At 38.5% G+C, this 24,729-nt stretch carries 24 protein-coding genes and 1 pseudogene; 5 read left to right on the forward strand and 20 right to left on the reverse strand.

What is annotated here, in order from left to right; all coding sequences use genetic code 11:
* Positions 1-46: 46 nt before the first annotated feature.
* From J4G36_RS05355 to J4G36_RS05405, 11 genes are all read right to left on the reverse strand, one after another.
* Positions 47-1,006, reverse strand: coding sequence for a PhoH family protein (locus tag J4G36_RS05355; RefSeq protein WP_210469021.1), 960 nt, complete (start codon positions 1,004-1,006; stop codon positions 47-49).
* The gene (locus tag J4G36_RS05360) at positions 999-2,093 is read right to left on the reverse strand and encodes a sporulation protein YqfD (protein WP_210469022.1); all 1,095 of its coding nucleotides are present in this window, start codon (positions 2,091-2,093) and stop codon (positions 999-1,001) included. Before J4G36_RS05360 ends, J4G36_RS05355 begins: the two co-directional genes overlap by 8 nt.
* Positions 2,083-2,340 carry a hypothetical protein gene (locus J4G36_RS05365; protein ID WP_210469023.1) on the reverse strand — a complete coding sequence of 86 codons (258 nt, stop codon included), beginning with the start codon at positions 2,338-2,340 and terminating at the stop codon, positions 2,083-2,085. The genes J4G36_RS05360 and J4G36_RS05365 overlap by 11 nt, the downstream gene beginning before the upstream one ends.
* 49 nt (positions 2,341-2,389) lie before the next feature.
* Positions 2,390-2,863, reverse strand: coding sequence for a hypothetical protein (locus J4G36_RS05370; RefSeq protein WP_210469024.1), 474 nt, complete (start codon positions 2,861-2,863; stop codon positions 2,390-2,392).
* 67 nt (positions 2,864-2,930) lie between these two features.
* Positions 2,931-3,935 carry a flotillin-like protein FloA gene (floA, locus tag J4G36_RS05375; RefSeq protein WP_246880410.1) on the reverse strand — a complete coding sequence of 335 codons (1,005 nt, stop codon included), beginning with the start codon at positions 3,933-3,935 and terminating at the stop codon, positions 2,931-2,933.
* Complete coding sequence (locus J4G36_RS05380) at positions 3,935-5,266, reverse strand: NfeD family protein (protein WP_210469025.1); 1,332 nt, start codon at positions 5,264-5,266, stop codon at positions 3,935-3,937. Before J4G36_RS05380 ends, floA begins: the two co-directional genes overlap by 1 nt.
* Before the next feature lie 205 nt (positions 5,267-5,471).
* Positions 5,472-5,642 (reverse strand): 30S ribosomal protein S21, encoded by a 171-nt coding sequence (rpsU, locus tag J4G36_RS05385; RefSeq protein ID WP_210469026.1) that lies wholly within the window; start codon positions 5,640-5,642, stop codon positions 5,472-5,474.
* 174 nt (positions 5,643-5,816) lie between these two features.
* Positions 5,817-6,488 carry a deoxyribose-phosphate aldolase gene (deoC, locus tag J4G36_RS05390; protein WP_210469027.1) on the reverse strand — a complete coding sequence of 224 codons (672 nt, stop codon included), beginning with the start codon at positions 6,486-6,488 and terminating at the stop codon, positions 5,817-5,819.
* An 82-nt stretch (positions 6,489-6,570) separates the two neighbouring features.
* Entirely contained in the window at positions 6,571-7,929 is a 1,359-nt protein-coding gene (gene mtaB / locus J4G36_RS05395; RefSeq protein ID WP_210469028.1) for a tRNA (N(6)-L-threonylcarbamoyladenosine(37)-C(2))-methylthiotransferase MtaB, read from the reverse strand.
* Positions 7,930-8,520: 591 nt separating this feature from the next.
* On the reverse strand, positions 8,521-8,718 hold the full coding sequence (locus J4G36_RS05400) for a hypothetical protein (RefSeq protein ID WP_210469029.1): 198 nt from the start codon (positions 8,716-8,718) through the stop codon (positions 8,521-8,523).
* A gap of 335 nt (positions 8,719-9,053) precedes the next feature.
* The gene (locus J4G36_RS05405; protein ID WP_210469030.1) at positions 9,054-9,500 is read right to left on the reverse strand and encodes a hypothetical protein; all 447 of its coding nucleotides are present in this window, start codon (positions 9,498-9,500) and stop codon (positions 9,054-9,056) included.
* A 128-nt stretch (positions 9,501-9,628) separates the two neighbouring features.
* On the opposite strand from J4G36_RS05405, the gene J4G36_RS05410 reads away from it, so the two are divergent.
* The gene (locus J4G36_RS05410) at positions 9,629-9,991 is read left to right on the forward strand and encodes a YhjD family protein (RefSeq protein WP_210469031.1); all 363 of its coding nucleotides are present in this window, start codon (positions 9,629-9,631) and stop codon (positions 9,989-9,991) included.
* A 162-nt stretch (positions 9,992-10,153) separates the two neighbouring features.
* Here J4G36_RS05410 and J4G36_RS05415 read toward each other — a convergent pair.
* Positions 10,154-11,345: pseudogene (locus J4G36_RS05415) on the reverse strand (IS110 family RNA-guided transposase).
* Between the two features lie 342 nt (positions 11,346-11,687).
* Here J4G36_RS05415 and J4G36_RS05420 point away from each other — a divergent pair.
* The 3 genes from J4G36_RS05420 (at position 11,688) to J4G36_RS05430 (ending at position 14,298) form a co-directional block, all read left to right on the forward strand.
* Positions 11,688-11,933, forward strand: coding sequence for a hypothetical protein (locus J4G36_RS05420; RefSeq protein ID WP_210469032.1), 246 nt, complete (start codon positions 11,688-11,690; stop codon positions 11,931-11,933).
* A 405-nt stretch (positions 11,934-12,338) separates the two neighbouring features.
* On the forward strand, positions 12,339-13,379 hold the full coding sequence (locus J4G36_RS05425) for a hypothetical protein (protein WP_210469033.1): 1,041 nt from the start codon (positions 12,339-12,341) through the stop codon (positions 13,377-13,379).
* 286 nt (positions 13,380-13,665) lie between these two features.
* Complete coding sequence (locus J4G36_RS05430; RefSeq protein WP_210469034.1) at positions 13,666-14,298, forward strand: hypothetical protein; 633 nt, start codon at positions 13,666-13,668, stop codon at positions 14,296-14,298.
* Positions 14,299-14,433: 135 nt separating this feature from the next.
* On the opposite strand, the gene J4G36_RS05435 is transcribed toward J4G36_RS05430, so the two are convergent.
* From J4G36_RS05435 to J4G36_RS05465, 7 genes are all read right to left on the reverse strand, one after another.
* Complete coding sequence (locus tag J4G36_RS05435) at positions 14,434-15,876, reverse strand: VWA domain-containing protein (RefSeq protein WP_246880411.1); 1,443 nt, start codon at positions 15,874-15,876, stop codon at positions 14,434-14,436.
* Positions 15,877-15,959: 83 nt separating this feature from the next.
* A complete protein-coding gene (locus tag J4G36_RS05440; RefSeq protein ID WP_210469035.1) occupies positions 15,960-17,126 on the reverse strand; it encodes an AAA family ATPase in 1,167 nt (388 codons plus the stop codon).
* Positions 17,127-17,213: 87 nt separating this feature from the next.
* Complete coding sequence (locus J4G36_RS05445; RefSeq protein ID WP_210469036.1) at positions 17,214-17,408, reverse strand: hypothetical protein; 195 nt, start codon at positions 17,406-17,408, stop codon at positions 17,214-17,216.
* Between the two features lie 24 nt (positions 17,409-17,432).
* On the reverse strand, positions 17,433-18,326 hold the full coding sequence (locus J4G36_RS05450) for a DUF6744 family protein (protein ID WP_210469037.1): 894 nt from the start codon (positions 18,324-18,326) through the stop codon (positions 17,433-17,435).
* Between the two features lie 468 nt (positions 18,327-18,794).
* The gene (locus tag J4G36_RS05455) at positions 18,795-19,358 is read right to left on the reverse strand and encodes a YdhK family protein (RefSeq protein WP_210469038.1); all 564 of its coding nucleotides are present in this window, start codon (positions 19,356-19,358) and stop codon (positions 18,795-18,797) included.
* A gap of 113 nt (positions 19,359-19,471) precedes the next feature.
* Positions 19,472-19,798, reverse strand: a complete 327-nt coding sequence (locus J4G36_RS05460) for a four-helix bundle copper-binding protein (protein ID WP_210469039.1) — start codon at positions 19,796-19,798, stop codon at positions 19,472-19,474.
* 215 nt (positions 19,799-20,013) lie between these two features.
* Positions 20,014-21,504, reverse strand: coding sequence for a multicopper oxidase family protein (locus J4G36_RS05465; protein ID WP_210469040.1), 1,491 nt, complete (start codon positions 21,502-21,504; stop codon positions 20,014-20,016).
* A 223-nt stretch (positions 21,505-21,727) separates the two neighbouring features.
* On the opposite strand from J4G36_RS05465, the gene J4G36_RS05470 reads away from it, so the two are divergent.
* Positions 21,728-22,117 (forward strand): cupredoxin domain-containing protein, encoded by a 390-nt coding sequence (locus tag J4G36_RS05470; protein ID WP_210469041.1) that lies wholly within the window; start codon positions 21,728-21,730, stop codon positions 22,115-22,117.
* 103 nt (positions 22,118-22,220) lie between these two features.
* On the opposite strand, the gene J4G36_RS05475 is transcribed toward J4G36_RS05470, so the two are convergent.
* Positions 22,221-24,635: a heavy metal translocating P-type ATPase gene (locus J4G36_RS05475; protein WP_210469042.1), complete on the reverse strand. Its 2,415-nt coding sequence runs from the start codon at positions 24,633-24,635 to the stop codon at positions 22,221-22,223.
* Between the last annotated feature and the right edge of the window lie 94 nt (positions 24,636-24,729).

Below are 24,729 nucleotides of genomic sequence, written 5' to 3' on the forward strand. Positions count from 1 at the left end.
TTAGCTCATTTTTTATTTATTATATTTGAACTAAAAACCCCAGTGCTTACGATGTTTGTTCCTCATCATAAGCTTCAATTATTTTAGCAACAAGTGGATGTCGCACAACATCGCCTGCCTCCAAATATTGAAAACGAATATCAGAGACATTTCTTAAGATAGTTTCTGCCGCTATTAAGCCAGAATCCATGCCCCGTGGTAAATCAATTTGCGTTTTATCTCCGGTTATAATCATTTTAGAGCCGAAACCCAATCGTGTTAGAAACATTTTCATTTGCGCTTTCGTCGTATTTTGCGCTTCATCAAGTATAACAAATGCATCATCCAAGGTGCGACCTCTCATGTAAGCAAGCGGCGCAATCTCAATTACGCCCCGCTCCATAAGACGTTCCGTGTGCTCAGCGCCTAGTACAGTGTGTAATGCATCGTATAACGGTCTGAGGTACGGGTCCACTTTTTCTTTTAAGTCTCCTGGAAGGAAGCCTAGACTCTCACCTGCTTCAACAGCTGGTCTCGTCAATATAATACGTTTTGCAGATCCTGACTTCATTGCATGCACTGCCAATACGACTGCGAGAAAAGTTTTCCCAGTCCCGGCCGGTCCGATACAAAACACTAAATCCCTTGAACGAATCGCTTGAATATATTCTCTTTGCCCAATTGTCTTTGCACGAATCGCTTTTCCATTGACGTCCCTCGAAATTTCTTCATCATAAAGTTCAGAAAAGTATTCAATTGTCCCGCCCTTCACCATTTCAATGGCAGTCGCGACATCACGTTGGTTTATATTGATCCCTTTTCGGATAACCTTAATTAGTTGTTCAATCAATGCACGACCCATTTCTTGATTTTCTGCATCTCCGTTTAAAGTTATCGAATCGCCTCTCGTCATTATCGAAAGACCAAGCTCCTCTTCAATCAATTTCATGTTTTGATCAGAATTCCCGAGCAGCATTACCGCTTCATTGGTGTCTTCAACATGCAGTTGGATTAATCGTTCAGTCATTTGCCTCAGTCTCCTTGGCTATCGGTCTTTTCATTGCGATATTATCATTTATAAGAAACAATATAGTCCCTTTAACTTTATCATTATCGAATGAGACGTGCAAAACTTTATTATCTTTTATCGTCGCCTCATGTCCATATTCAGCTAATAATTGACTTTTAATCAGTTCCAAGATGATCGTCGTTTCCATTCCTTCAACCAACTCAAACTCCGTGCTAACCTCGCTTATGGTTCTATTTGTAGTGAACAACTTCCAAAATTCAGTTGGATTTTTGTTTTTTAACGGGTTATGAAATATAAATTCAACTTCTTCTTCACCTTGCACTGTGTACTGAACCCTTTTTGGCAAACTAAATTTATACTCTACCCAAAAATCTGCAAATACCGCACCTTCAGCACCAACTAGCACTTCTTTCTCGCCTTGTTCAAGTATACCCGTCGCCAATATATCCCCTTTTTTAACAGTCATATAAGTATGCCCTATACGTTCTCCCCGCGTTAAGGCAAAACGGGTAATCATGCCGCCAGTTCGGGCTACCAGGTCAGAAGGCGGCCCCTCCTCTAGGGAATCGATATCAGATGCTGGTGATAGCATTGGGATAATGGTTAATGATACCCCGCGTCGCTTAAATCTAACCCATGATAATGATGGATCATCCTGCATTAAATTACGTCGGATTTCATCTTCATTCGGAATTAGATAAAGAGGACGGAAACGAATGATTGAAGCTTCGTTTAATTTCACTTCAATTCTTTCTGCCACTTCTGGTACATCAGATTCCACGCTCACGGACCATAGAAAAAACGAAAGCACTAAAGGGATAAAAAGTGCAACTAAAAACCGATATGAACTAAAAAGCGCGGCTAATCCGGGATCACGATCGGTTGTTGTGATTTTCACCTTCAATCCATATCGCCTGCGATACTTACGGACATTTCGGACACCTTTGTGGTCTGTACGAAAATCCACTACGCCATCCATGATTGTCAGTAATGTTATCGTTGTCCCCAACGATTTAAGTTTTGTTAGAAAGGCCGATACATTTTTGTTTTTCGCAATACGTATTGTATATCGCTTAGAGATCATAACGATTTACCTCATTATCCAATTTGGCAATTGTAACTGAATGTATCGAATCGAATGAGATGATTGCAATTTCCTCTGATAATAAATCAATTAATAATTCATCACCGGTTGCCTCAATAACATAATTCCCACTTTTCACTTTCGCAAAATCAGGTCCTAGTGTCACAAGTTCACAAGGGCCGTTGATTTGTATTGAAGAAAATTCATTAATCGTAATTAAAGAGCCTGTATTAAATAATTTTTTCAAATAATAAACCCCCTGTACATATCTTATGATATATACAGGGGATCAATGATTAGCGTTTAGACTTTGGTGGTCCGAAAATTTCAGAAAAAATAACACCTTTAATTAAATCATCTTTGCTTTTCGGCACTAACGATTCAAGCATTATTTCTTTTTTGACAATTTCGTCCGTATTTTCGGCTTGACCTCTGGTAGACGTTCTTCCTTTAAATGTTTCACGGCGGTCTCTTCCAGTTGTTGTTTTCTTTGAAACCTCTACCGTAGATTTTGGTTGAACAGTAGGTGAAGTCATTTGTGATCTTTGCGGTGTTTGTTGCCTTTCACTAGTTTCCTGTTGAAATTCACGTTGTATCTCTTTATACATTTCAGTAGACACTTCTTTAAATTTCCTCATAGGACTTTCAGACTTTTTTTGTCCGGCAGTGAAAGGCTTTGCTTCTGCTTCACCGGATGATTTGGCACCCCGTTTACCGCTCATAATCGCCCCGAGGACCATCATTATAATTAATGGAATCAAGCTTTCCATTATAACATCCCCTTTCCGGGAATTAAATACTTATCAGTTCTACACTGCAATCACTTATGCAAATGCATTATTGATTTTCGGTATCTGGGTTTTCAGTACCATATTTACTTATTGAATCACGCATGCTTGTGTCTGATTGGACGTTTTTGTAATTCATGTAATCCATAACGCCAATATTGCCCGAACGAAGTGCATCTGCCATCGCCATTGGTACTTCTGCTTCAGCACTAACAACTTTAGCACGCATTTCTTCAACTCTTGCTTTCATTTCTTGCTCGTTTGCAACAGCCATTGCACGACGTTCTTCCGCTTTGGCTTGTGCAATTTTCTTATCTGCTTCAGCTTGTTCAGTTTGAAGATTTGCACCAATGTTCTCTCCGACATCAACGTCTGCGATGTCAATTGAAAGAATTTCGAATGCAGTACCTGAATCGAGCCCTTTAGATAAAACTGTTTGTGAAATCATATCTGGGTGTTCAAGAACTTTCGCATGGTCCACAGATGAACCAATTGTTGAAATAATCCCTTCCCCAACGCGCGCAATAACCGTATCTTCTCCTGCACCACCAACGAGACGATCAATATTAGCACGAACAGTAATACGCGCCTTCGCTTTAACTTCAATCCCGTTCATTGCAACACCCGCAATAAATGGCGTTTCAATGACTTTCGGGTTAACTGACATTTGAACAGCTTCTAACACGTCACGGCCCGCTAGGTCAATTGCAGCTGCACGTTCAAACGTTAACTCGATGTTTGCACGGTGAGCAGCAATTAGAGCATTTACAACACGGTCAACGTTTCCACCTGCTAAATAGTGACTTTCAAGCTGGCTGATGCCAACATCCAAACCTGCTTTATGAGCCTTGATCAATGGAATGACAATTCGATTCGGAATTACCCGACGAAGACGCATTCCTATCAGCGTGAAAATACTTACACGAACACCGGCAGCCATCGCCGAGATCCATAGTGTTACTGGAACAAGTGTGAAAAATATCGCTAAGATTATGATTGCAACAAATACAATAGCGATTATTCCAATTGATCCTGCATTAATAGCTATATCCATTATTTATTTTCCCCCTTCTCTTCTGATTCTCTTACTACTACTCGAGAACCTTCAACCTTTATAATGATAACACTTTTTCCTTTGTCAATGTAACTTCCGTTAGAAACAACGTCAATTCTTTCTCCATCTAACTCTACCGTACCCGCTGGTCTCAATGGCGTAGAAGTCTTGCCAATACGTCCAACTAATTCTGTGCGGTTAATATTAGAAACATACCCGCTTTCAGTATCTGTCGCATCCATAAGGACAACTTTATTCAACAGGTGTAATTTTTTCCCGAAAAATTTGATAATAATCACCGTCCCTATTGCAGCAACGACAAGCGCAATTAATACGGAAATAGCCATATTCATTGGATTGCCACCTGCTAATATAATACTTCCAATTACTGCCATCGCGCCAAGTATGCCCGCAATTCCGCCGGCTATAAAAAACTCTGCGACAATGAGACCGATTCCTACAACTAATAAAATAATCGACTCAAAACCTGCAAGCCCAGCCACTAGATGACCATAGAAAAAGAGTAACAAAGAAACAATTCCCATTGTTCCCGGTACACCAAAACCTGGTGAATACAATTCTACTACGAGTCCTAGACCTGCCAATGAAAGCAATATCGGAACAACTACTGGATGCGTAATAAATCTTGCAATACTCTCTGATATTGTCTCTTGTGTTGAAATAACTTCAGCATTTTCATAACCATTTACTTTTAATAACTCATTAAATGAAGAGACAGTTCCTTCACTATATTCTACTTCTATCGCTTCACTTGCAGTTAGTGTTAGTAATTTTCCAACGCCCGCACGATATTTTGGAAAATCATAAGAATCGTCTACCATCGCCAAGGCATATTTAGGATCACGACCGGAAGATTTGGCAGCATTTGTCATAGCCGCATGCCAAGCGCTTTCAGCTTTATCATCCGCCGCATTTCCACCCGAATCAATTACTGCTGCTGCTCCGATACGTCCATTGGGCGACATATAGATCTTATCCGCATGAAGTGCCAAGAATGCGCCAGCAGATAATGCATCATCATTGATATACGCAATTATTTCCATTTCCGAAGAATCGAGTAGTTTTGCGATTTGACCTGCCGCATCTACAAAACCGCCAGGTGTATTAATATCGAGAATAATTGCATCCGCGTCAGCTGCTGCAGCTTCAGAAAAGGATCTTTGCAAAAATTTATATAGTCCTTTCTCAACTGCATCCTCAATCGGAACTTGATACACTTTTGTAGTTTTGGCATTGGATTCTATGAAAGGTAGCGTTACAGCCGTGACAAGAATAACGAAGAGGATCAATCTCCTAATTAATATATTCATCATAAACCTCCCCTCTGTTCTTATAGTTAATTATAGCTTTAATACGGATGAAAAGGCTAAAAGTTTCACTTTATATAAACTAAAGTATTTATTTTATTTCAAACGTAGACAAATAACCGGAAAACCCTAATTGGATTTTCCGGTTTAGCATTGAAATCTCAAGATCAATTTACAACTTAAAAGTAGAGACATACACAAGGAAGTATTAGCGACGCTTTCTTGCAGCCTCAGACTTTAATTTGCGTCTCACGCTTGGCTTTTCATAATACTCACGCTTTCGTGATTCACGTATTTTTCCACTTTTGGAAACGTCACGTTTGAAACGTCTAAGAGCGTCTTCAAGCGATTCGTTTTTACGAACGACAGTTTTTGACATATCTCTTGTCCCTCCCTCCGAACACACTTGGATAACACGGCCAAGTGCCATGTACCTAGATATTATACCTTATTATATTGTGGTGGTCAATATTAATCTTTAAATCAATCATAATTCATACATCAATATGATTGTGTCGAATTTTCAACAATAGCAAATGTGAATCACTAGGTATCAATAATCTGTTTCTGATTTCAAACCTTTCATGATTTGAACACCAGAGCTCGCACCTATTCTTGTCGCCCCCGCATTAATCATCTTTTGCATATCTTCGAAACTACGAACGCCACCAGATGCTTTCACACCAGTTACAGGTCCTACTACCGCTCGCATTAATTTAATATCGGCTTCAGTAGCCCCGCCTGTAGAAAAACCAGTTGAAGTTTTTACAAAGTCTGCACCCGCTACGACAGCTAGTTCGCACGCAGTACGTTTTTCATTATCAGTTAATAAAGCTGTTTCAATGATTACTTTAACGATTGCTTTTCCTTTTGCAGCTTCTACAACGGAAGCAATATCATTTTTGACTGTTTCGTCGTCACCATCGCGCAATGCACCAATATTAATCACCATATCGATTTCCGTCGCGCCATTTTCAATCGCGTTTTTCGTTTCAAACGCTTTTACTGCTGAAGTCGATGCACCTAGCGGAAAACCAATCACCGTACATACTTTTACTTGTGATCCCTCAAGCGAAGTTGCCGCTGTTTGAACCCAAGTAGGATTAATACATACTGAAGCAAACGAGTACATTTTCGCTTCCTCGCAAAGTTCCAGTATTTCTTCTTTTTTAGCATCTGCTTTTAGTAAGGTATGATCTATATATTTAGCAAAGTCCTTATTCATTTAAATTCCTCCCTGTTATTGAATATCATCGACAAGCCAAAAGCTGTACTCTATTAATGTGGAGTACAGCTATTTTCTGTCTTTACACAATTGCTTTCTGTTCTTCGATAACTCGAACGTACTGCCCCTGATTATAAGGGTAACCAGCTTTTGTTAATTTTACACGAACAATTTTCCCAACCATCGTTTCATCTGCCGGGAAAACAACTTTTAAATAGTTGTCCGAATAACCTTCATAAAGACCACTTTCAGGATCTAACTTATATTTCTCTTCCGGAATGACTTCCAGTACTTCACCTTCAAATGAAGATGCATATTGTTTTGCAAGTTGGTCATTCAATTCGATTAATCGATGTACACGTTCATTTTTAATGTCCTCATCGATTTGATCGGTCATCCGTGCAGCAGGTGTACCTGTTCGCATAGAATACGGGAAAACATGAAGTTCTGAGAACTGTTGGTCACGGATAAAGTTATACGTTTCCATGAACTCTTCTTCAGTCTCACCAGGAAATCCAACGATGACATCAGAAGTAATCGCAAGATGAGGCAATGCCTCTCGGAGACGGTCAAGACGTTCTGCAAAAAATTCCATTGTGTACTTTCTGCGCATCCGCTTTAACACCGTGTTCGAACCAGATTGGATCGGAATATGTAGGTGGCGAACAATGATTGATGAATTATTTAAGACTTCAATCACTTCATCGGTCAATTGACTTGCTTCGATGGAGCTTATACGAAGACGTTTTAATCCTTTGACTTTCGATTCAAGGTCACGCAATAATGCAGCCAAATTATAATCCTTTAAGTCTTCTCCGTATCCGCCCGTGTGGATACCAGTCAAAACGATTTCCAAATAACCAGCGTCGACCAATTGCTGCGCTTGATGAACGACTTCTTCGGGATCACGTGAACGCATTAACCCACGTGCCCAAGGAATTATGCAAAATGTGCAGAAGTTATTGCAGCCTTCTTGAATCTTAAGAGAAGCGCGTGTCCGGTCAGTAAATGTAGGGACATCTAATTCTTCATAAACACGGTTCTTCATAATATTACGAACTGCATTTATCGGCCTGCGCTCTGCCCGGTATTCAGCAATGAGCCCCAATAATTTTGAACGGTCTTGTGTTCCTACGACAATATCAACACCCGGAATTGCCATTATTTCTGCTGGTGATGTTTGTGCATAACATCCCGTCACACAAATAACTGCATCCGGATTATTTCGTATTGCACGCCTGATCACTTGTCTACTTTTTTTATCTCCCGTATTCGTTACGGTACATGTGTTAATGACATAAACATCGGAATTTTTATTGAATTCCTCACGATTATAGCCAGCATCTTTAAAAAGTTGCCAAATTGCTTCTGTTTCATAATGGTTTACTTTACAACCTAACGTATACATAGATACGGTTTTCGGAAGCTCGTTGTTACTCATATTTATTTATCATCCTTTCATTACGCTCAATAAAAATCATGACTTATCCTATAATATCACAATTGCCCGTAATGAGCATAACGCAACCTTACCAGAAAGAAAAAATCGTCTGCCAACTTCAAAAAGTTCTGCTTGTTAGTCGATATTATAAGAGAGTAGCGAACGTATGAATACGGTTTTCTTCGAGGGGAAAGTTGTAAAGAATCCAATTATCCAAAATAGGAAATTGGTTATATCCGATTCCGGTGTGGTATGGATCATGTTCAAAAAACAATTACTTACTAGTGTGGAAAACGGGACGATTTACTTGTCAAAGTAACACACACAACTTAAGATTGTTTATCCTCCGGCAAGTAGTTTAAAAGGGAACATTCCATCCCTGTGCAACATTGTACAAACGTCTGGGAGGACCTAGATTCGTGACCACGGCATCGGTCCTAGGCCGATTTGCTTCCATAGACACGGTTAAACCAACACTTCGAACAATCATTGTGTAAAACTTTCGTGAAATCATTTAAGTGTATATTTTCCCCCCCTACTCTTTCGTTAGAGTAAGCTTTCTTGACTTGTCTTGGTTATCTTCTATGCTAATCATTTCTTCTCGCTCACCCAGTCATTCAACCACTTAATTTCCTCCTTAGACAAGCTTTCTTCTTTTACTTCCCTATCTACTACCTTCTGCCAATTCGCCTCTTCCCATTCTAAATGTGCTTCCCACTCACGCATCACTTTAACAGCATTTTCTGTTTCTAATTGCTGTCTAGTTTTAAAAGGTATTATAATCGCCATGTTCGCCACCTCTTTCGATATAAGATCTGTTCCTTCTATAATAAAGGTTACAATCAAAAGAATCAAAAGGCCCTCACTAAAATCGTGCGGTAATTAACAATAGTGCATATACACTGATTTATGACAGCTGGAGCACCTTTTGGAAGATATCTATTCCTGATAATAACTTCTGCTATGATAACTGTTAACATTGCAAATTTATTCGCTATAATTACTTTAGTTTCTAAGTACATATTTAGTCCGACTAGTGAAGTAATGAACCATGCGAAAGACATGAATTGTAATAATTGATTTTAAAAGACGACCACTCATTTACTTATAAGCGGTCGTCTTTTTTATTGATATTCCTCGTCATCCACTTCTTCATCTTCATCGTCATACTTAAATCCACGTTCAATTTCAATCCAGGTCGGGACATTTGCATCCCAGTGGTACTCTGCTAACATGCTTCTCTCGCGTAACTCCTCTATTTTATCGTGTACATATGCGGCGTCTAAAAAGAAGGTTGCTTCACCGGCAGCGTATGAAGGTTTTTCTCGTGTATAATCAATTTTTAAAATATGTATCAAATTACCGTCACACAAAAACTCTCGAAACTCATAGTTGTATAGCCAGAAAGTATCTTTAAATGGATCAATATCTTTTTCTTCTGGCATTAGCCACATTCTTGTAGGCACAGGTCTATTGTTAGTGATTATTGCTTTTGGTGCACTATCGAATTCGCGGAACTGTCCTCCTTCGACGGCCAACACGAATTTGTCGTCACTCTGATAAACTTGCATTTGGTTATCTACACTCCCTTCCGTTGTTTATATATTCAAAACCTTTAATCATTTATGTACTATCATTAATAGAAAATAATGATATAGTTATTTTTGTAGTAGTTATAAAAAGAAAGCAGGGTTAACAGATGACATCTATTCCACCAGATGCGTTGAAGCATTTTAATAACGCAATATATTTACCAATGTTAATCACAATCCTCGAAAAAGATATGCTTACTTTAGAAGAAACTCAACTTAAATTTAAGCGACCATATACAAAAATGATTAAACAGGTGTTGAACAGTGTTCGGGCTGATTTAAAGAAAACAAATATTTATCTACTGCGAAATAACATGCAACTGATAAAACGTAATAGCAACAAAGAGTTTACGGAATTCATATTATCAAGTGGGGCATACGAAAAGTTTGTAAAATATTCGAGTGAAGATTTGAAGAATCGTACTGAAGAAAAAATAGGCGAATATCTTGCTAAATTTGTAATAAAGTGAAGTAAAGATGTATTTGTAAAAGGGCACTTCCACAATACCAGCTAATAGTTGTCAATACTAATCGCTGAAAATAACTTAAAATTCATGTTACACTAAAAATAGGCAAGCTAAATAGCCTTTTATATAAAAGGCAAAAAAGTAATAATTAAAGACCAATACGCTTTAATTTTGATCTACGAAGACTTCTTGATGTTTTAACATCGCATAAATCCAATGAACAAGCTTATTTGCACAAGCGATTACAGCGACTTTATGTGGCTTTCCTTCGTCGCGTTTACGCTTATAAAAAGCAATGAGTTTCTTGTTTCTATTTCTTGCTAAACCACATTGCACAGCCATGTATAGAGATTGTCTCAGTCGCGATGAGCCTCTCTTTGTAATGCGATTAATTGAAGCTTTGTACTTGCCTGATTCAAAGACAGATGGATCCAATCCAGCGTAGGCTACAAGCTTTTCAGGGTTTTTAAACAGCGTTACGTCTCCGATTTCAGATAAGATTGTTGCCGCAATTTTATCGCCGATTACGGGAACGGATTGGATTAGCCCATAGTCTTCAAAAGACTGTGCTAACACGTTTATTTCTTTCTGTAATTCTGATAAATGTTCTTTGTACTGAAAGAGAAGTTGAATATACATACACAAACTCACAAGTTGTTCATGGCTAATTTGAGATTGAAATGGATTGCGCTCTGCTGCTTCTTTCAATTGGGCTGCTTTACTTAAAAACCACGATTGAGAACGTCTAGCCCCGTATTGACTCATTTCTTCTGCTAGCGTCTCTTGGGAAACTTTATGAATATCCAAAGCAGTTGGATAGTTCAATAAAGTGTTTAATGACATTTTTCCATAGAGATCACTAAACACGTGATGATACTCAGGAAAAATACAATCCAAAGCTACCTGAAATTGAAGTTTAATCGCAACATAACTTTCCGTCAAAGCACTGTGCTGTCTTGTTAAAAGGCGTAAATTAAGGGCTTTGTCTGTTTTTCTTTGATAAATCTCAAGGTCTTCTTTGTAGTAAAGCTGCCCTAAATGAAACGCATCTGCCTTATCTGTTTTCACTTGACGTAAGCTTGTTTTTCTAGCTTCAAAAGAAATCACTGGATTAATCAAATAGTACGCTATATCTTGATCCTCAAGAAATTGAAGAACAGGCTCATGGTAATGTCCAGTAGATTCAAAGACTATAGCCAGAGGCCTCTTCTACTTCTTGATAAAAACGATAAAACATGTGAAGTCCTGGTAGATCGTGAGTAAATTTAAAACTTTCTTTATAGGGTTGTTTTCGTTCTAAAACAGCTTGTACTTGGCTCTCGCCTTTAGCGACATCCAAGCCTATTACCGGGTCCATATTCATCACGACTCCTTTATTATATTTGCCGGTACGCCTCTGCTTCACTTATAGTGTCATAGCTTCGCTTGTTATACGGGATCAAGTCCCAACCAGCCTCAAACATGTTTATACAAGGAGAGGGAGGACAGTATTGCGGACGGGATCATTGTCCCACGGGCCATTTCGTCCTACCCCGGCTACCATAAGCATAAAACCTATAAAAAATAGGTCAACCAGAAATGACTGGTTAACCTTATAATACGAACGGGCCATTATGTTAAAGAAGGATTAACCTTTGTTTATGTATAATTAATTAATGATTCAGTTTATCTGATTGACTCGGGGGAAAGAGGGAGTAATATGGATTTCGAGAACTTTAAAGAATACCTATTGAAAGAATATAAAATGGGGGAAACATCTGCTAACCAATATGTAGGTCGGTTAAAAGGAATTATAAATAGAGGACTATACAATGGGGAATGTACCCTTACCCCTAGTCTATTAGCTGCTTTAAAAAGGGAATACAGTGAGAACTCAATGAAAAACTATAAACCTACAATTGAGCGGTATATAAAATATCTTGAAAAGACGGGAGAGATACAATGATAAAATAAAAGCCGCTACCTACTATATAGGGGCATCAATGTCCTTTTCCCTTAATTTGAAAAACTTCTTTAGTAAGACTGGATTGACCAAATTGAAACGACTTTATTAAGCTAAAGGAGCAAATTGTGGAATAAGTAGATATTGTACTAACGGGCAGGATAGCACGATACCTTCTCACGAATGTACCCGCAATTTATGGCATGATTCTGTATACGATAATTTTTCAAAGCTGAAAAGAACTTACTCAATATAATGGATTTAACTAGAGTAAGGATTTAGAATTTTGAACTATAGAAATTAGGTAGTATTAGGTTCGCAAATGGACAAGCCTACTTGGATCCAAAACTAACCTAGGGACATTAGTTCTTTGTTAATGAGATTCCGAGCCGAAGAAGGAGCGATAATATGAAAATAAGTTTTGATATGTATTTGCCTTTCAAATTTCCGATCAAAGATGGAATCAAAACAATTCATGGATATCCTAATGCAGATTTCATGCTGACCTATCACTCCTATAGTCGTGGTTCAGTAATTGACCAGCGTTATTTACTAGATGAAATCGATTGTACTTATGTTACGGTAGATTTTATGCCTCACGAAATTATGATAACAGGGCTAAAAAAGAATGAAATCTTAAGATTAACTGTTATAAACGCCATTGATTTCCTGAATAGTTATATCGATGTACTTCGTATTAATTATGGCCTTAGCCACATCTACAACATTACAATTAACGACTTACCAGTTCTATTGACCTTTATTATCGATGATGAAGAGTCTTTTGAGTACATAACACGTCCACACGATATTATTCCACCCACTCAGCAACTATCTCTAAAGGATCTTTCAAATGTGGGTGGTTATTTACAGATGTGGGACATCCACCCCGAAGTTGTTCTCGTTGAGAAATTTTTTGCAACTGCCCGAAGTCACCTCCATAAAGAGAAGATGATTGAAGCAGTAATTGATTTACAAACCTCTTTCGAAATATTCATTCGTAATACTCATAAGCTACTTCTACTCCATAATGGTGCCGGTCAAGAAGAGATTGAAAAGGCTTCCTCTATAGCCTTTAGGAATGTCATAGAGGATCATATCGGTAGAGTTTTGGGGGAGAATTTAAAGTTTAACGAACCTAATGGTCCAATTCCTGAATGGTATGAGAAGCTATATAGGCTCCGAAATGAAATCGTACATAGTGGACGAATACACGTTTCAGGAAATGAAGGTTACGATGCATATGATGCCTACGTAAATGCTAGGAACTATATAGCCGATTTACTTGATAAAGCAGGGCTATTGAATGCCAGTAAAAAGGTTGATCTTAACGTCTTCCCCAAAAACACTAAAGGCTTTTTAGATCCAAAACCTGTAATAGAAAAATTGAAAGAGCAAGGAATGATATCTGAGGATCTGCAATTCTATGACCCCAACTTGGAAGAATAGTAAGAATAAAGAGTAAGATAATAAATAGCCAGAAGTAAACTAATTAAGAGTTCCAGCTTGTAGATGCTCAATTCATGAAACTATCGAAGGCAGCGAACTACATATAACTCGAATGAGAATAATCCATTGTGAAACTAAACTAACGGCAGTTATAACAATTATGTCTTCCGCAATGGACCGGATTTTTGAATAATAACTACTAATACCTCAGTTTCATGCACTATCTTTAAGTTCTTATGATAAAATTTAATAAATGTAAAAAAACTTTACCTTTGGAGGTTTATTAATGACTACTTTTTTGGAATGGGAGAATATTGGTCCAAAATTTGCTACAAGAGGGCAAATTTTGGATCTGGGATTATATCTACCTAATGATATAGAGTATGTACATACTGTAAGGACAAATAGGTCCTTAACTGAATTTAAACTTTACGAGGTAAGTATGGCACAGGACTTACCAGAGATGAATCAAAATATGTTTGCTAATTTATTATGTTGCAAGCAATTATTAAATGCAATATACGTTATCAATAACCGTGCCAAAGGTATTTCAGAATATATCGAAAGGAATAAAATGGATAATAGTCAGAAATCGAAGATTTCAAAATTGAAAGAGGAAAAAACTGAACTTTATGGGGTGAAAGGAGAGGCCTTAAAGTATTTATATGGGGAAAATCGAATTAATTTAGAGGGTTATCATACTATTGGAACTGATAGAAGAAAAGCATATTTATTCAAACGTCAGCCCTATTCATTTCATAATTGGGCTAAAGAATTCAGTGTTCTTACAAACAACCATTTAGGGCATTTAGATAAGTACCCAAAAGGCGAACCGAAAAACAAGCTTTATGGAATATATGAAGCTAAAGGATTACTAAATAAATATATTGATGAATATATCAATAATGAAAGTGTATAATCAGTATACATATCCTAAATCTATCACAATCGGGTGCGATTGTGGAACAAAAAATACCTTGATATACTTAAAAAAGCTCAGATTTAGTCTGAGCTTTTTTGTGTGCTATTTACACTATTGCTTCTAGCATCTACTCTATATTTCAAAGGCAGTAAAACTTCCTGCATCATCAAAATCCTTAATATTAACTATCTTGTCTGAAAACCGCTCTACTGTTTTTGTGTTATTTCCTATTAATAGAGATAGTACATTAAATTCCTTTTCTTTTTTCTTTTTATTGAAAGTTTCTAAAAACGAATCCTTTACTAGGTCTTCACCATCAGTAACGAAAACTAAATCCGCCTGTTTAAACCGACTTTCGTTTATTACTTTCAATGCTCCGTCAAGAGGAAGTGCAAAGTCCGTTCCTCCCCCTAAGAAGGTTTGAGCTAACTTGATCATATCTGAACTTTCCATTTTTCCTCTCTCATATTTAATGATTTGTGTACGAGTAGAGAATAATATCAAACAAAAATCCCTTCTTTGTTTTCTTGCAATTGACATAAGGGCTAATGTAAATCCCTTGGATTGGGTATCTAGCTTGTTCATGCTGCCTGACTGATCTAAACAAAGTATGATTGGCCCTTTCCCCAATACCTCTTGCCCTTTCTGTTCATACATCATCGTCTGGCCTTCGACAAAGCGACGTAAGAAGTCGTTCTTCGTTATTGGATGTGTATATAAGCCCAATTCCATCGGTAACAATCGCTCAATATCACTTCCTAACGTAACTCCGCTTCTTTCCATTGAATTACTATGCTTAGATTTTTGCTTTTTACGGGCTATCTGTTTAAATCGACCAGCCCAATCTGCAATTTCTTTCATCTGTTTATTTGATGCGATTTTTTCAGCTAATGAAATTTGATCCCGTAAAGGAACTTTTTTCAGTTCTGCGTCACCACTACCAGCACCCGTGCCTCCCAGTAATGATTTCAAGCTATCTTTCGTCTGTTTCGTTTCCTGCATAGCTTGTGACATCGCTTGTGAAAAACTATGACTGTTGTTCTGTAACGTCTGTTGAAGTTGACTGTCCAAGTCTGACATTGCTGATTTCAAGTCTTCTTCTAGTTTCCCGTTACCATTTCCAGCCCCATTTTGTTGTTCCTGCTTTTGAAGCTGTCTTTGCATCGCCTGAATCCTTTGCATCTTTTTTTGTAAGCTTTCATCCCGTTCCTTTTGTTCAATTAACCATTCATTCGTTTTCTCCCCGAATTTCACAGTTCCGATGGCTGAAGATATGTCATCCAATCGAGTAAATTTTCGATAGTTTTCAAACGAATCATCATTCATGATTTTCTCCATAAACGATTTGTTAACTTGCAAATCATCAGGGACTTCATCTTCAGTTAATTCGGGTTTCATCTTGTATAAAGAAGCCCATATGTCACCGAGTAACGGTTCAAACTCAGGTAGTTCCCCATCAATGCTTAACTTTTGAAGTCCTTGCGACATATTATAAATTTCTTTGAAACGTCTTTTATCGAATGTATCTGCATTTAACACAGAATGATTTTCATTTCTTCCGCTTATTGGTTTCAAATAAAACACTCCCTCTCAATTTTAAACAAAGAAATGCCAAGGATTAGTTCCTTAGCATTCCAATAGCATCCGTCAATGTATTTTTAAAATGGTATTTGTACTGTTGACTTTTCATTTGTGGTGCCAAAATCCATCGGCTCCAAAATACTGTCAAGTATTTCTTGTTGCATTGCTTTCAGTTTATCAAGTAAAGAGTCAATATCCGTATCTCTATTTTGATTATGCGTTTTCAACTTATTTAAGTCAGCAACCAACGATTTCAACTTTTGGGTAGCTTCCATTCCAGCGTCAGTAGAAGCATCCGTCTGCATCGAAGAAAATACTTCCCTTGCCTCTTCCTGAATCGTATCAAGTTTTCGAGTAACCACATCCTGTGCATGACTGCGAACAATCAGGGAAACGTTATCTTTTTGATCCACTGTTTCCCAAAGGGCATTTTCAAGGATGACAATATCATCAACTTTTACTACTTGTCTTTGGTTTATCAATGCTTTCGCTTGAAGAACTGAAAGTGACTGTTTAAACCGCCTGTCAGAAGGACGGATTCCTTCATCACGCAATTCATTACGGATTTTTGAAAGAGTTTCATATACTTCGTCAGGAATTGTAACCATGTCAGTAAAAAACTGAAGTTGAACCAATTCATCCATCGTCATGGAAGGCATAACCTGATTTTGACCGGTGCCCTTCATCATGGAAACAAAATTCATTTCATCTGCAATGTAATCTAATTCGAACCTAAGTAAAAACCTGTCGAAAAGAGCTTCAAGTCCCTCTCCCTCTTCCGGGTATTCATTCGAAGCTCCAATGACTGACATCAAAGGAACCTTTGCCGGCGTTCCATTATTATAGAAGAGCCTTTCATTTATTAGTGTTAGCAAACTATTCAAGATAGCCGAGTTCGCTTTGAATATTTCATCTAGAAAAACAAGATTCGCTTCAGGCATTTTAGTTGCTGTATTCCGCTTGTATACACCCTGTTCAAGGTCTTTTAACGACAACGGACCAAACACTTCTTCAGGTGTACTGAACCTTGTCAGCAACCACTGAAAATACGCTGTTCCCTGCACGATTTTGGCTAACTCAACCGACAATGCGGATTTCGCAGTTCCTGCAGGTCCAATCATGAGCATGTGCTGCCTAGAGAGTAGAGCGACAAGAATTCCCTCGACCTCATTCTCACGTTCGTAAAACTTTGAATTAAGTGCCTGTCTGATTTCCTCTAACTTCTTGAAATTGGTGTTTGTCATTTTAAGTAACCCCTTTGATTTGTAGTTTAAATAGAAAAAGGAAGTCGGCCATTAGTGCAACCGTACTTCCCTTTATAAGAACCCTGATCAGTTTTTTGCCGAAAGAACAAACAATTCTTGTTCTCTTATCGATAGTTCCCGCATTTTCATCTGCAACTCCTGCTCTTTCAACTCATTTGAACGTTCGAGTTCGTGGGCAATCTTTTTAACATATTGCACACAGTCCACTACATCTCGTTCATAGAATTTTCTTCCCAATATAGTTTGATAAAACTCAGTCATTTTAATCTCTCCATTCCACTATTATTAAAGTTCTGCAACCATCTTAGTAACCGCTGCACGAATCGTCATGATTTTATTTTCTAGCGTATCTGCTTCACTTGCGACAATACCTTTGTAATTTCGATAGTTCGCAATTACAGACTTGGCGTTTTCAATAATCTCTTTCACTTGTCCTTTTTTCAGCCCAGAACTCGATTTACAATCATTCAAAATGGATTCTAAATGATCGTTTAGCTTCGTGTTCACCATTTGCCGGTTGTCGAATGTGTTAACGACTGGGATCTTAAATCCCTCACTATTTTCAAGGGATGAGGTGAAGTTTACGAGTTGATTTAATCCTTCCGTATGTGAATCAGGTACAAAGTACACGCCGCCGTTTGGTCGCACCGGTGTGGGTGCAAGCGATTGAAGTATTTTACTTACCATTACCCTTACTTGCTGGGCTGAATAATGGTCTTTATAAATATTGAAATTACGCTCTGCTTCAAAGCACAGCTCTTTTGCAATTTTGTTCTCCGTTATAAAAATCAGAGAACTATTATGCTTATCAAGCGTGATTACTCCAGCTTTACTGTTGTAGTCAAGACGTTTACCAGCCTGATCTACAGTCTCCACTACAATGTTTCTTTGCACGTGGCTCTTATCCGAGAATACTTCCCGAATAAGAAAGTTCTCGAATACGCCAGCGTGTCCAGTAGATTTTCTCGTTTCTATCTCCTTGGTACTTCTGCGGAAAGCATCAGCTGGACGAATTGCATTCGGCATCCATTCAACGGGTAATCCTGATTGAACGAGACTTTTCTCCAAATCATCCATTTTAACTAATTGCTTACCGACCGAAAACCACATAAGGTGTCCGAGAATACCGTCTTGCTGTTTGTTTTGAACAGCCGTCATATTATCAAGATTAATTGACATACCTAACAACCCTTTCTGCTTTTGTATTTAAAGTAAATAAAAAAAACGCACTTAACCTAGCAATTGCTAAGTAAATGCGTTTTAAAATAACCCAATTCATTCAGTTTAAATAAATCCACTTCCATCTCCTTTCAATTCCATTTTGAAAGCAAAAAAACCAATCTCCCCTTGAATGGAAAAATCGGTTTTAATATATATCACGCAAAATGCGTAAGTATCTCTTCTGATATGCCTAAGCAACTTTTGACGTCAATACGTCTGCCTAACTTATCCTCAAATAAGGTATACGAAGGCTAAGAATTTGTGCCGTATCTCTTTCTGCATATGCAAAAAGTGTAACGACTTTCACTAGTAGAACTGTGACTTAACAACATAAAGAATATACTATCACTTTAACAAAACCTGGGGCTGATAGCAACTTCAGCGGAAACTACGGCTTAATTAAAGATTTTCACCTTTATTCAATATTTATTGGGCAGATAGTTCACTTTCAGTTACCCATTTATGATTTGTAACCTTTTCCCCACCGGTAGTCGGCGTGTAATCGATCATATAGACGGTAGTTTTTTCATCTGAATCAATTTCAGCTGTTGCTCCTTCCATCCCTTTCATATGGTCTGCCTCTATGGTTACTTCAGTTCCTTGTTCTAATATTTTGTCATCAGCATCTTTAATTTCTTCTTGGATAACCCATTTATGATTTTCCACTCTTTCTCCGCCAGTTACCGGGGTATACGAAATAGCGTATGCCGTAGTATCATAAGCACCCACGATTGTTGCCACTGCACCGTCCATACCTTCCATATGGTCTGTTTTAATAATTGCTTCGCTTCCGACTGGATAGGTTGGATTCTCCGCCTCTTCCAAGTTTTTAGGGACTTCACCTGAGCCGGAATGGTTCATTTCCATCTTCATGTCTTCCTGTTTGGATGTATTATTAGTGGTTGGGCTTTTTTCATTGCTTGTATTGTTTCCACATCCACTTAAACCAATAATTATAGCCGCACTTAATAAAAGGAATTGCTTTTTCATCTGAATAACGCTCCTTATCTGGATAATTCACAAATAGTAAGAAGCTGTTCCGAGAAATACTTTTTTCACTTCTTGAAACAGCTCCATTGATGGCTACATTTTTGGTATAACGCTTAAGCTACCATTTTCCGGCATGCCTCGGCACACTTTCGGCAAGATTCAGCGCAGCGTTGGCAATGATCGTGATCATGTTTCGCACACTCTTCCGCACAACGTTCGCAAATCTCTGCGCAAAGTTCTAAAATCTGCTTAGTAAATGGACTATTTCGCGTCATTGCTTGTGCTGCAAACGCACATATATCTGCACATTCACGGTCCAAGCGGATACAATCAGCCATCATCTTCAAATCTTCCTCTTTCAAGCACGCATCAAAACAGACATTACATGCCTCTAGACATTCCAAACATGCTTTTAGGCATTCTTCATATTTCGTATTCATGGACTCACCTCCTGCTATTTTTGCAATCAGTGATATTTTTCCCTTAAGAGACGTTTTAAAACTAAAAAGGAGAAACTCCTTAAAAAATCCTTATTTTCCTTTCATTTTCTTTATTGAAATTGAAACAACCAGCATGAACGTATTCGCACTGGTTGTTTCAATAGAGTATTCCGGCATTTAACTAAAACGGACTTCCACAAATTATTGAATTAAGTTTATTCCACCTTTACTTGTCCCATCATGCCGTTGTCTTCATGTTCAAGTATATGACAATGGAACATGTACACGCCCTTATGCTTAAATTGTATAGCTATTGTTACGGTCTCATCTGGCTTTATAGAAAAACTATCTTTCCAACCTCGTTCATTTTCCGGTGGCTCTTCACCATCTCTGGAGATTATTTTAAATTGCGTTCCGTGAATGTGAAACGGATGAATCATGCCACCCATCATATCCGGTTTATTGTAAATTTCCCAAACTTCAGTGACCCCTTGTTGTTGCGTGAAATCAATACGTTCTGGATCAAATTTCTTTCCGTTTATCGTTACCATGTCCATCATTCCAAAAAGTTCAACTTTCTTTGTGACTGGTAAATCCAACTCTTCTTCTGTCAATGCAAAATTATTCATCTTCCCTGGAATTTTGCTAATCGCGCCGCTTTGATCAGAAATTTCAAATGATAACAGGACAGACCCATCCTCGCTGATTAATGCCAAATCATTTTCTGTATTAAGCTGTGAAAAATCAATCACGATTTCTGCCCGCTCCGAAGGCGTTAGTGTGACTTCTTTCAAAAGTACCGGTTCATTCAAGAAACCGCCATCTGTTGCAATTTGAACAAAGGAATCTCCAGTATTCAATTTGAATGTATAATTTCTTGCGTTGGATCCATTTAATAGACGTAGACGTATTTTTTCTTTGTTTACAGTCAACTTCGGATTCAATGTCCCATTGATTAATAGCGTATCACCGATTGTCCCATCGTCATTCATCGCAGCGCTGTAATTCAACTGATTCTTTTCATCAAATGTTCTATCTTGAAAAATTAATGGAATGTCATTCTTCCCATAATCACTTGGCAGCCCTAAACTTTTCGAATTGTCATCTTCAATATAGATTAGGCCCGCCAGTCCATTATAAACTTGTTCAGCAGTTTTCCCCTCTGGATGTGGATGGAACCATAAAGTCGACGCCTCTTGTGTCACTTCAAATTCAATTACCTTTTCCTCACCCGGTTTAAGTGCATCATGTGGCCCGCCATCTGCATCCCCTGATACTTCCAAACCATGCCAATGAAATGTTGTTTCCTCATCCAACTCATTGATTGTCCTGATTTTAATTTTTTCACCTTTTTCAAAACGAAGCATTTGCCCTAAAAAAGATCCGTTGTACCCAAACGTATTTGTTTCTGTTCCATCGAATATTTCAGTTTTCCCTTTTTGTGCGCTAACCGTGTATGCCACATCGTCCTCATTATCACGTTTTAGCTGTGAGGGGATTTTCAATTCATTTTCCCCTGTCGAGTCGTTTAAACTTACAACCTCATCATGACTCATATGACCTTCCATCATCATGCCATGATCCATCTTTCCGTCACTCATCATTGAATGATCCATTTCCTCATCTGGTTCCGAATTAGTGCTACTGCAACCGCTGATAACCAATATACTTATCGCCAATGCGGTAATCTTAATTTTTAATCCCATTGAGTATTTCCCCTCTTCTCTTGATTATTTCTTTTGTAGTGTAACAAGAAAATATGAAAAAAATATGCAAACGATATTGAACGAATGTGGAACTTACAACTCAATAATCATCGTTCATCATTTCGACTTACTTTCTCCATAGATAATGGATATTTGATAGCTATCATTATGTATAAGAGGGATACAAGGAAATGAATCCCCAAACAAATAGGAGGTAATCATTTTGAAAAAATGGTTATTGGCATCAGTTTTATTAAGTGTTTTGCTTGTACTTGCTGCTTGCGGCGGAAAAGATACGAGTGACGGAACGGAGAAGGTAGATAATACTGGCTCTTCGGAAGATGCAACCGCTAACAATGAAATCAATATTACAGGAACAAACTTCGAATTTGACCAAGCAGAATATACTGTCAAGGCTGGCGAGACGGTTAAAATAACATATAAAAACGAAGAAGGAATGCACGGAATTGCTATCGATGGCCTCGATATAGACATTAAAGGAGATGGAGAGGCTACTTTCACTCCTACAGAGCCGGGAGAATATACAATCTACTGTAATATTCCATGTGGGGCAGGACATGCCGATATGAAGTCAACACTGATTGTCACATGATTTGATTTCTAAAAACGGGTAGGATCGGGGATAATCACCCGATCCTACTCGTTTTTGAGTTTATATTTCTACTGACTTCAATCGTACAAATTATCCTCATTTATTATTTCAAATCAACTTTTTGTAGACGTAACGCATTCAACACAACAGATACCGAACTAAACGCCATTGCCGCACCGGCAACCCAAGGAGCTAATAGACCAATTGCCGCAATCGGTATCCCGATCGTATTGTAAATGAATGCGAAAAACAAGTTCTGCTTAATATTCCGCATTGTTTTTCTACTCATGATAATCGCATCAGCAACGCTATTTAAATCTCCACGCATCAGCGTAATGTCAGCTGCTTCTATGGCGATATCCGTTCCGGTACCTACTGCCATCCCGATATTGGCCATGGCAAGTGCGGGTGCATCATTAATCCCGTCCCCGACCATCGCTACCTTTTTACCTTGCTCCTGAAGCTTTTTAATCTCTTCACTTTTCTGCTCCGGTAATACTTCCGCGATTACGTTTGACAGGTCGACTTGATGGGCAATAGCCTCTGCGGTACGTTGGTTGTCGCCTGTAAGCATGATGACATCCAACCCAAGCTTTTTCATTCTTGCAATCGCTTCTTTAGATGTATCCTTCACTGTATCAGCAACCGCGACGACACCGGCAAGTTTATGATCCACGGCAATAAGCATCGCCGTTTTCCCTTCACTCTCTAGCTTCTCCATAGATGCTTCTGAATCCAAGGTTGCAATCTTATGCTCTTTCATTAATTTTCTTGTGCCAACTAATACTTCTTTTCCGCTTACTTCGGCCCGAATTCCATAACCAGGAAAAGCTTCAAAATCAGATGCATCAAGAAGTGTAATACCTTTTTCTTTTACGCCATTAACAATTGCCTGCGCCAAAGGATGCTCAGATTGATTTTCAGCTGTTGCAATCAACTGTAGCACTTCTTCTTCTGTAAAGCCCGATGTCACTGAAATATCTGTTAAAGCAGGCTGACCTTTTGTAACTGTCCCCGTTTTATCCAAGACTACGGTATCAATTGACTGCGTGTTTTCCAAATGTTCTCCGCCTTTAAAGAGAAGTCCCATTTCAGCAGCCCTACCTGAACCCGCCATAATCGAAGTCGGTGTCGCCAAACCAAGTGCACATGGGCAAGCTATAACTAAAATCGAAATGGTTGGAATTAATGCGGAACGCAAATCACCCGGTGTCACAGCAAAATACCAAATAAAGAATGTCGCAATCGCGATGACGACAACAACTGGAACAAAAACACCGGATATTCGATCCGCCAAACGCTGAATATCTGCCTTGGACCCTTGCGCTTCCTCAACCACTTTCACAATTTGTGCTAATGCCGAATCCTTTCCAACTTTTGTCGCTTTGATTTGCAATGAACCATTCTTATTAATCGTTGCGCCAATGACTGTGTCACCCGCAACTTTATCAATGGGAATACTTTCACCTGTAATCATCGATTCGTCGATTGCGGAGCGCCCTTCGATAATTTCTCCATCCACCGGAATTTTCTCCCCCGGCCTTACCAAGATTATATCTCCCGTTATGACTTCCTCAATAGGTATTTCTTTTTCAATACCGTCTTTCAGAACACGGGCTGTTTTAGCCTGCAAACCAAGGAGCTTTTGAATGGCCTGACTCGTTTTCCCTTTCGCACGAACTTCAAATAACTTACCAAGTACGATGAGTGTGATAATAACTGCTGCTGCTTCAAAATAAAGCTCGGGATGTCCAATGCCTCCCGTGTTCATCCATTCAACCGATAAATAAATACTGTAAAAGTATGCCGCACTCGTACCAAGTGCAACTAAGACATCCATGTTTGCACTTTTATTTCTCAGCGCGTTAAAAGCACTTCTGTAAAATGGACCACCAATGATGAATTGAACCGGTGTTGCAAGCGCTAGCTGTAACCATGGGTTCATCAGAATATTGGGCATATAAATGAACGATAAAAATTCAAAATGCGCAACCATCGACCATAACAGCGGCAGTGTCAAAATGGCCGAAAAAATGAACCTTCTCTGCTGCTTGCTAATTTCATGTACTTTATGATCCATTTTGTCTTTACCGTCTTGCTTGGGAATTAATTCATACCCCATTTTCTTAACAGCCGTCATCATGTCAGCTGTTTCAACCTGTTTGTCGTCATATTCCACGGCAATCGTTTCTAATGCAAAGTTAACGTTTGCGCTAGAGACACCTTCCATCTTATTAATTCTTTTCTCAATTCTCGTGGCACATGCCGCACATGTCATGCCGGAAATATCGAAGTCCACTTTTTCTTGGACAACATGGAAGCCTAACTTTTCAACTCTTTTCTTAAATTCATTCACATTCGTTTTATCTGGATCGTAAACAATCGTGGAGCTTTCCATTGCAAAGTTGACATTTGCTTTTTCGACGCCTTCTATTTTTGATAGACCTTTTTCAATTCGGTTTGCACACGCTGAACAAGTCATTCCATTAATTTTCAACGTTTTTTCGGTGTTTGCCATTTATTATCCCTCCGATACATAGTGGGGGTATATTTCATTTGGAAAAGAAAGACCATACCTGAAGGTACGATCTTATCCGCCGCCTTCTAACCCC

This window comes from Sporosarcina sp. 6E9 (assembly GCF_017921835.1).
GTDB lineage: Bacteria > Bacillota > Bacilli > Bacillales_A > Planococcaceae > Sporosarcina.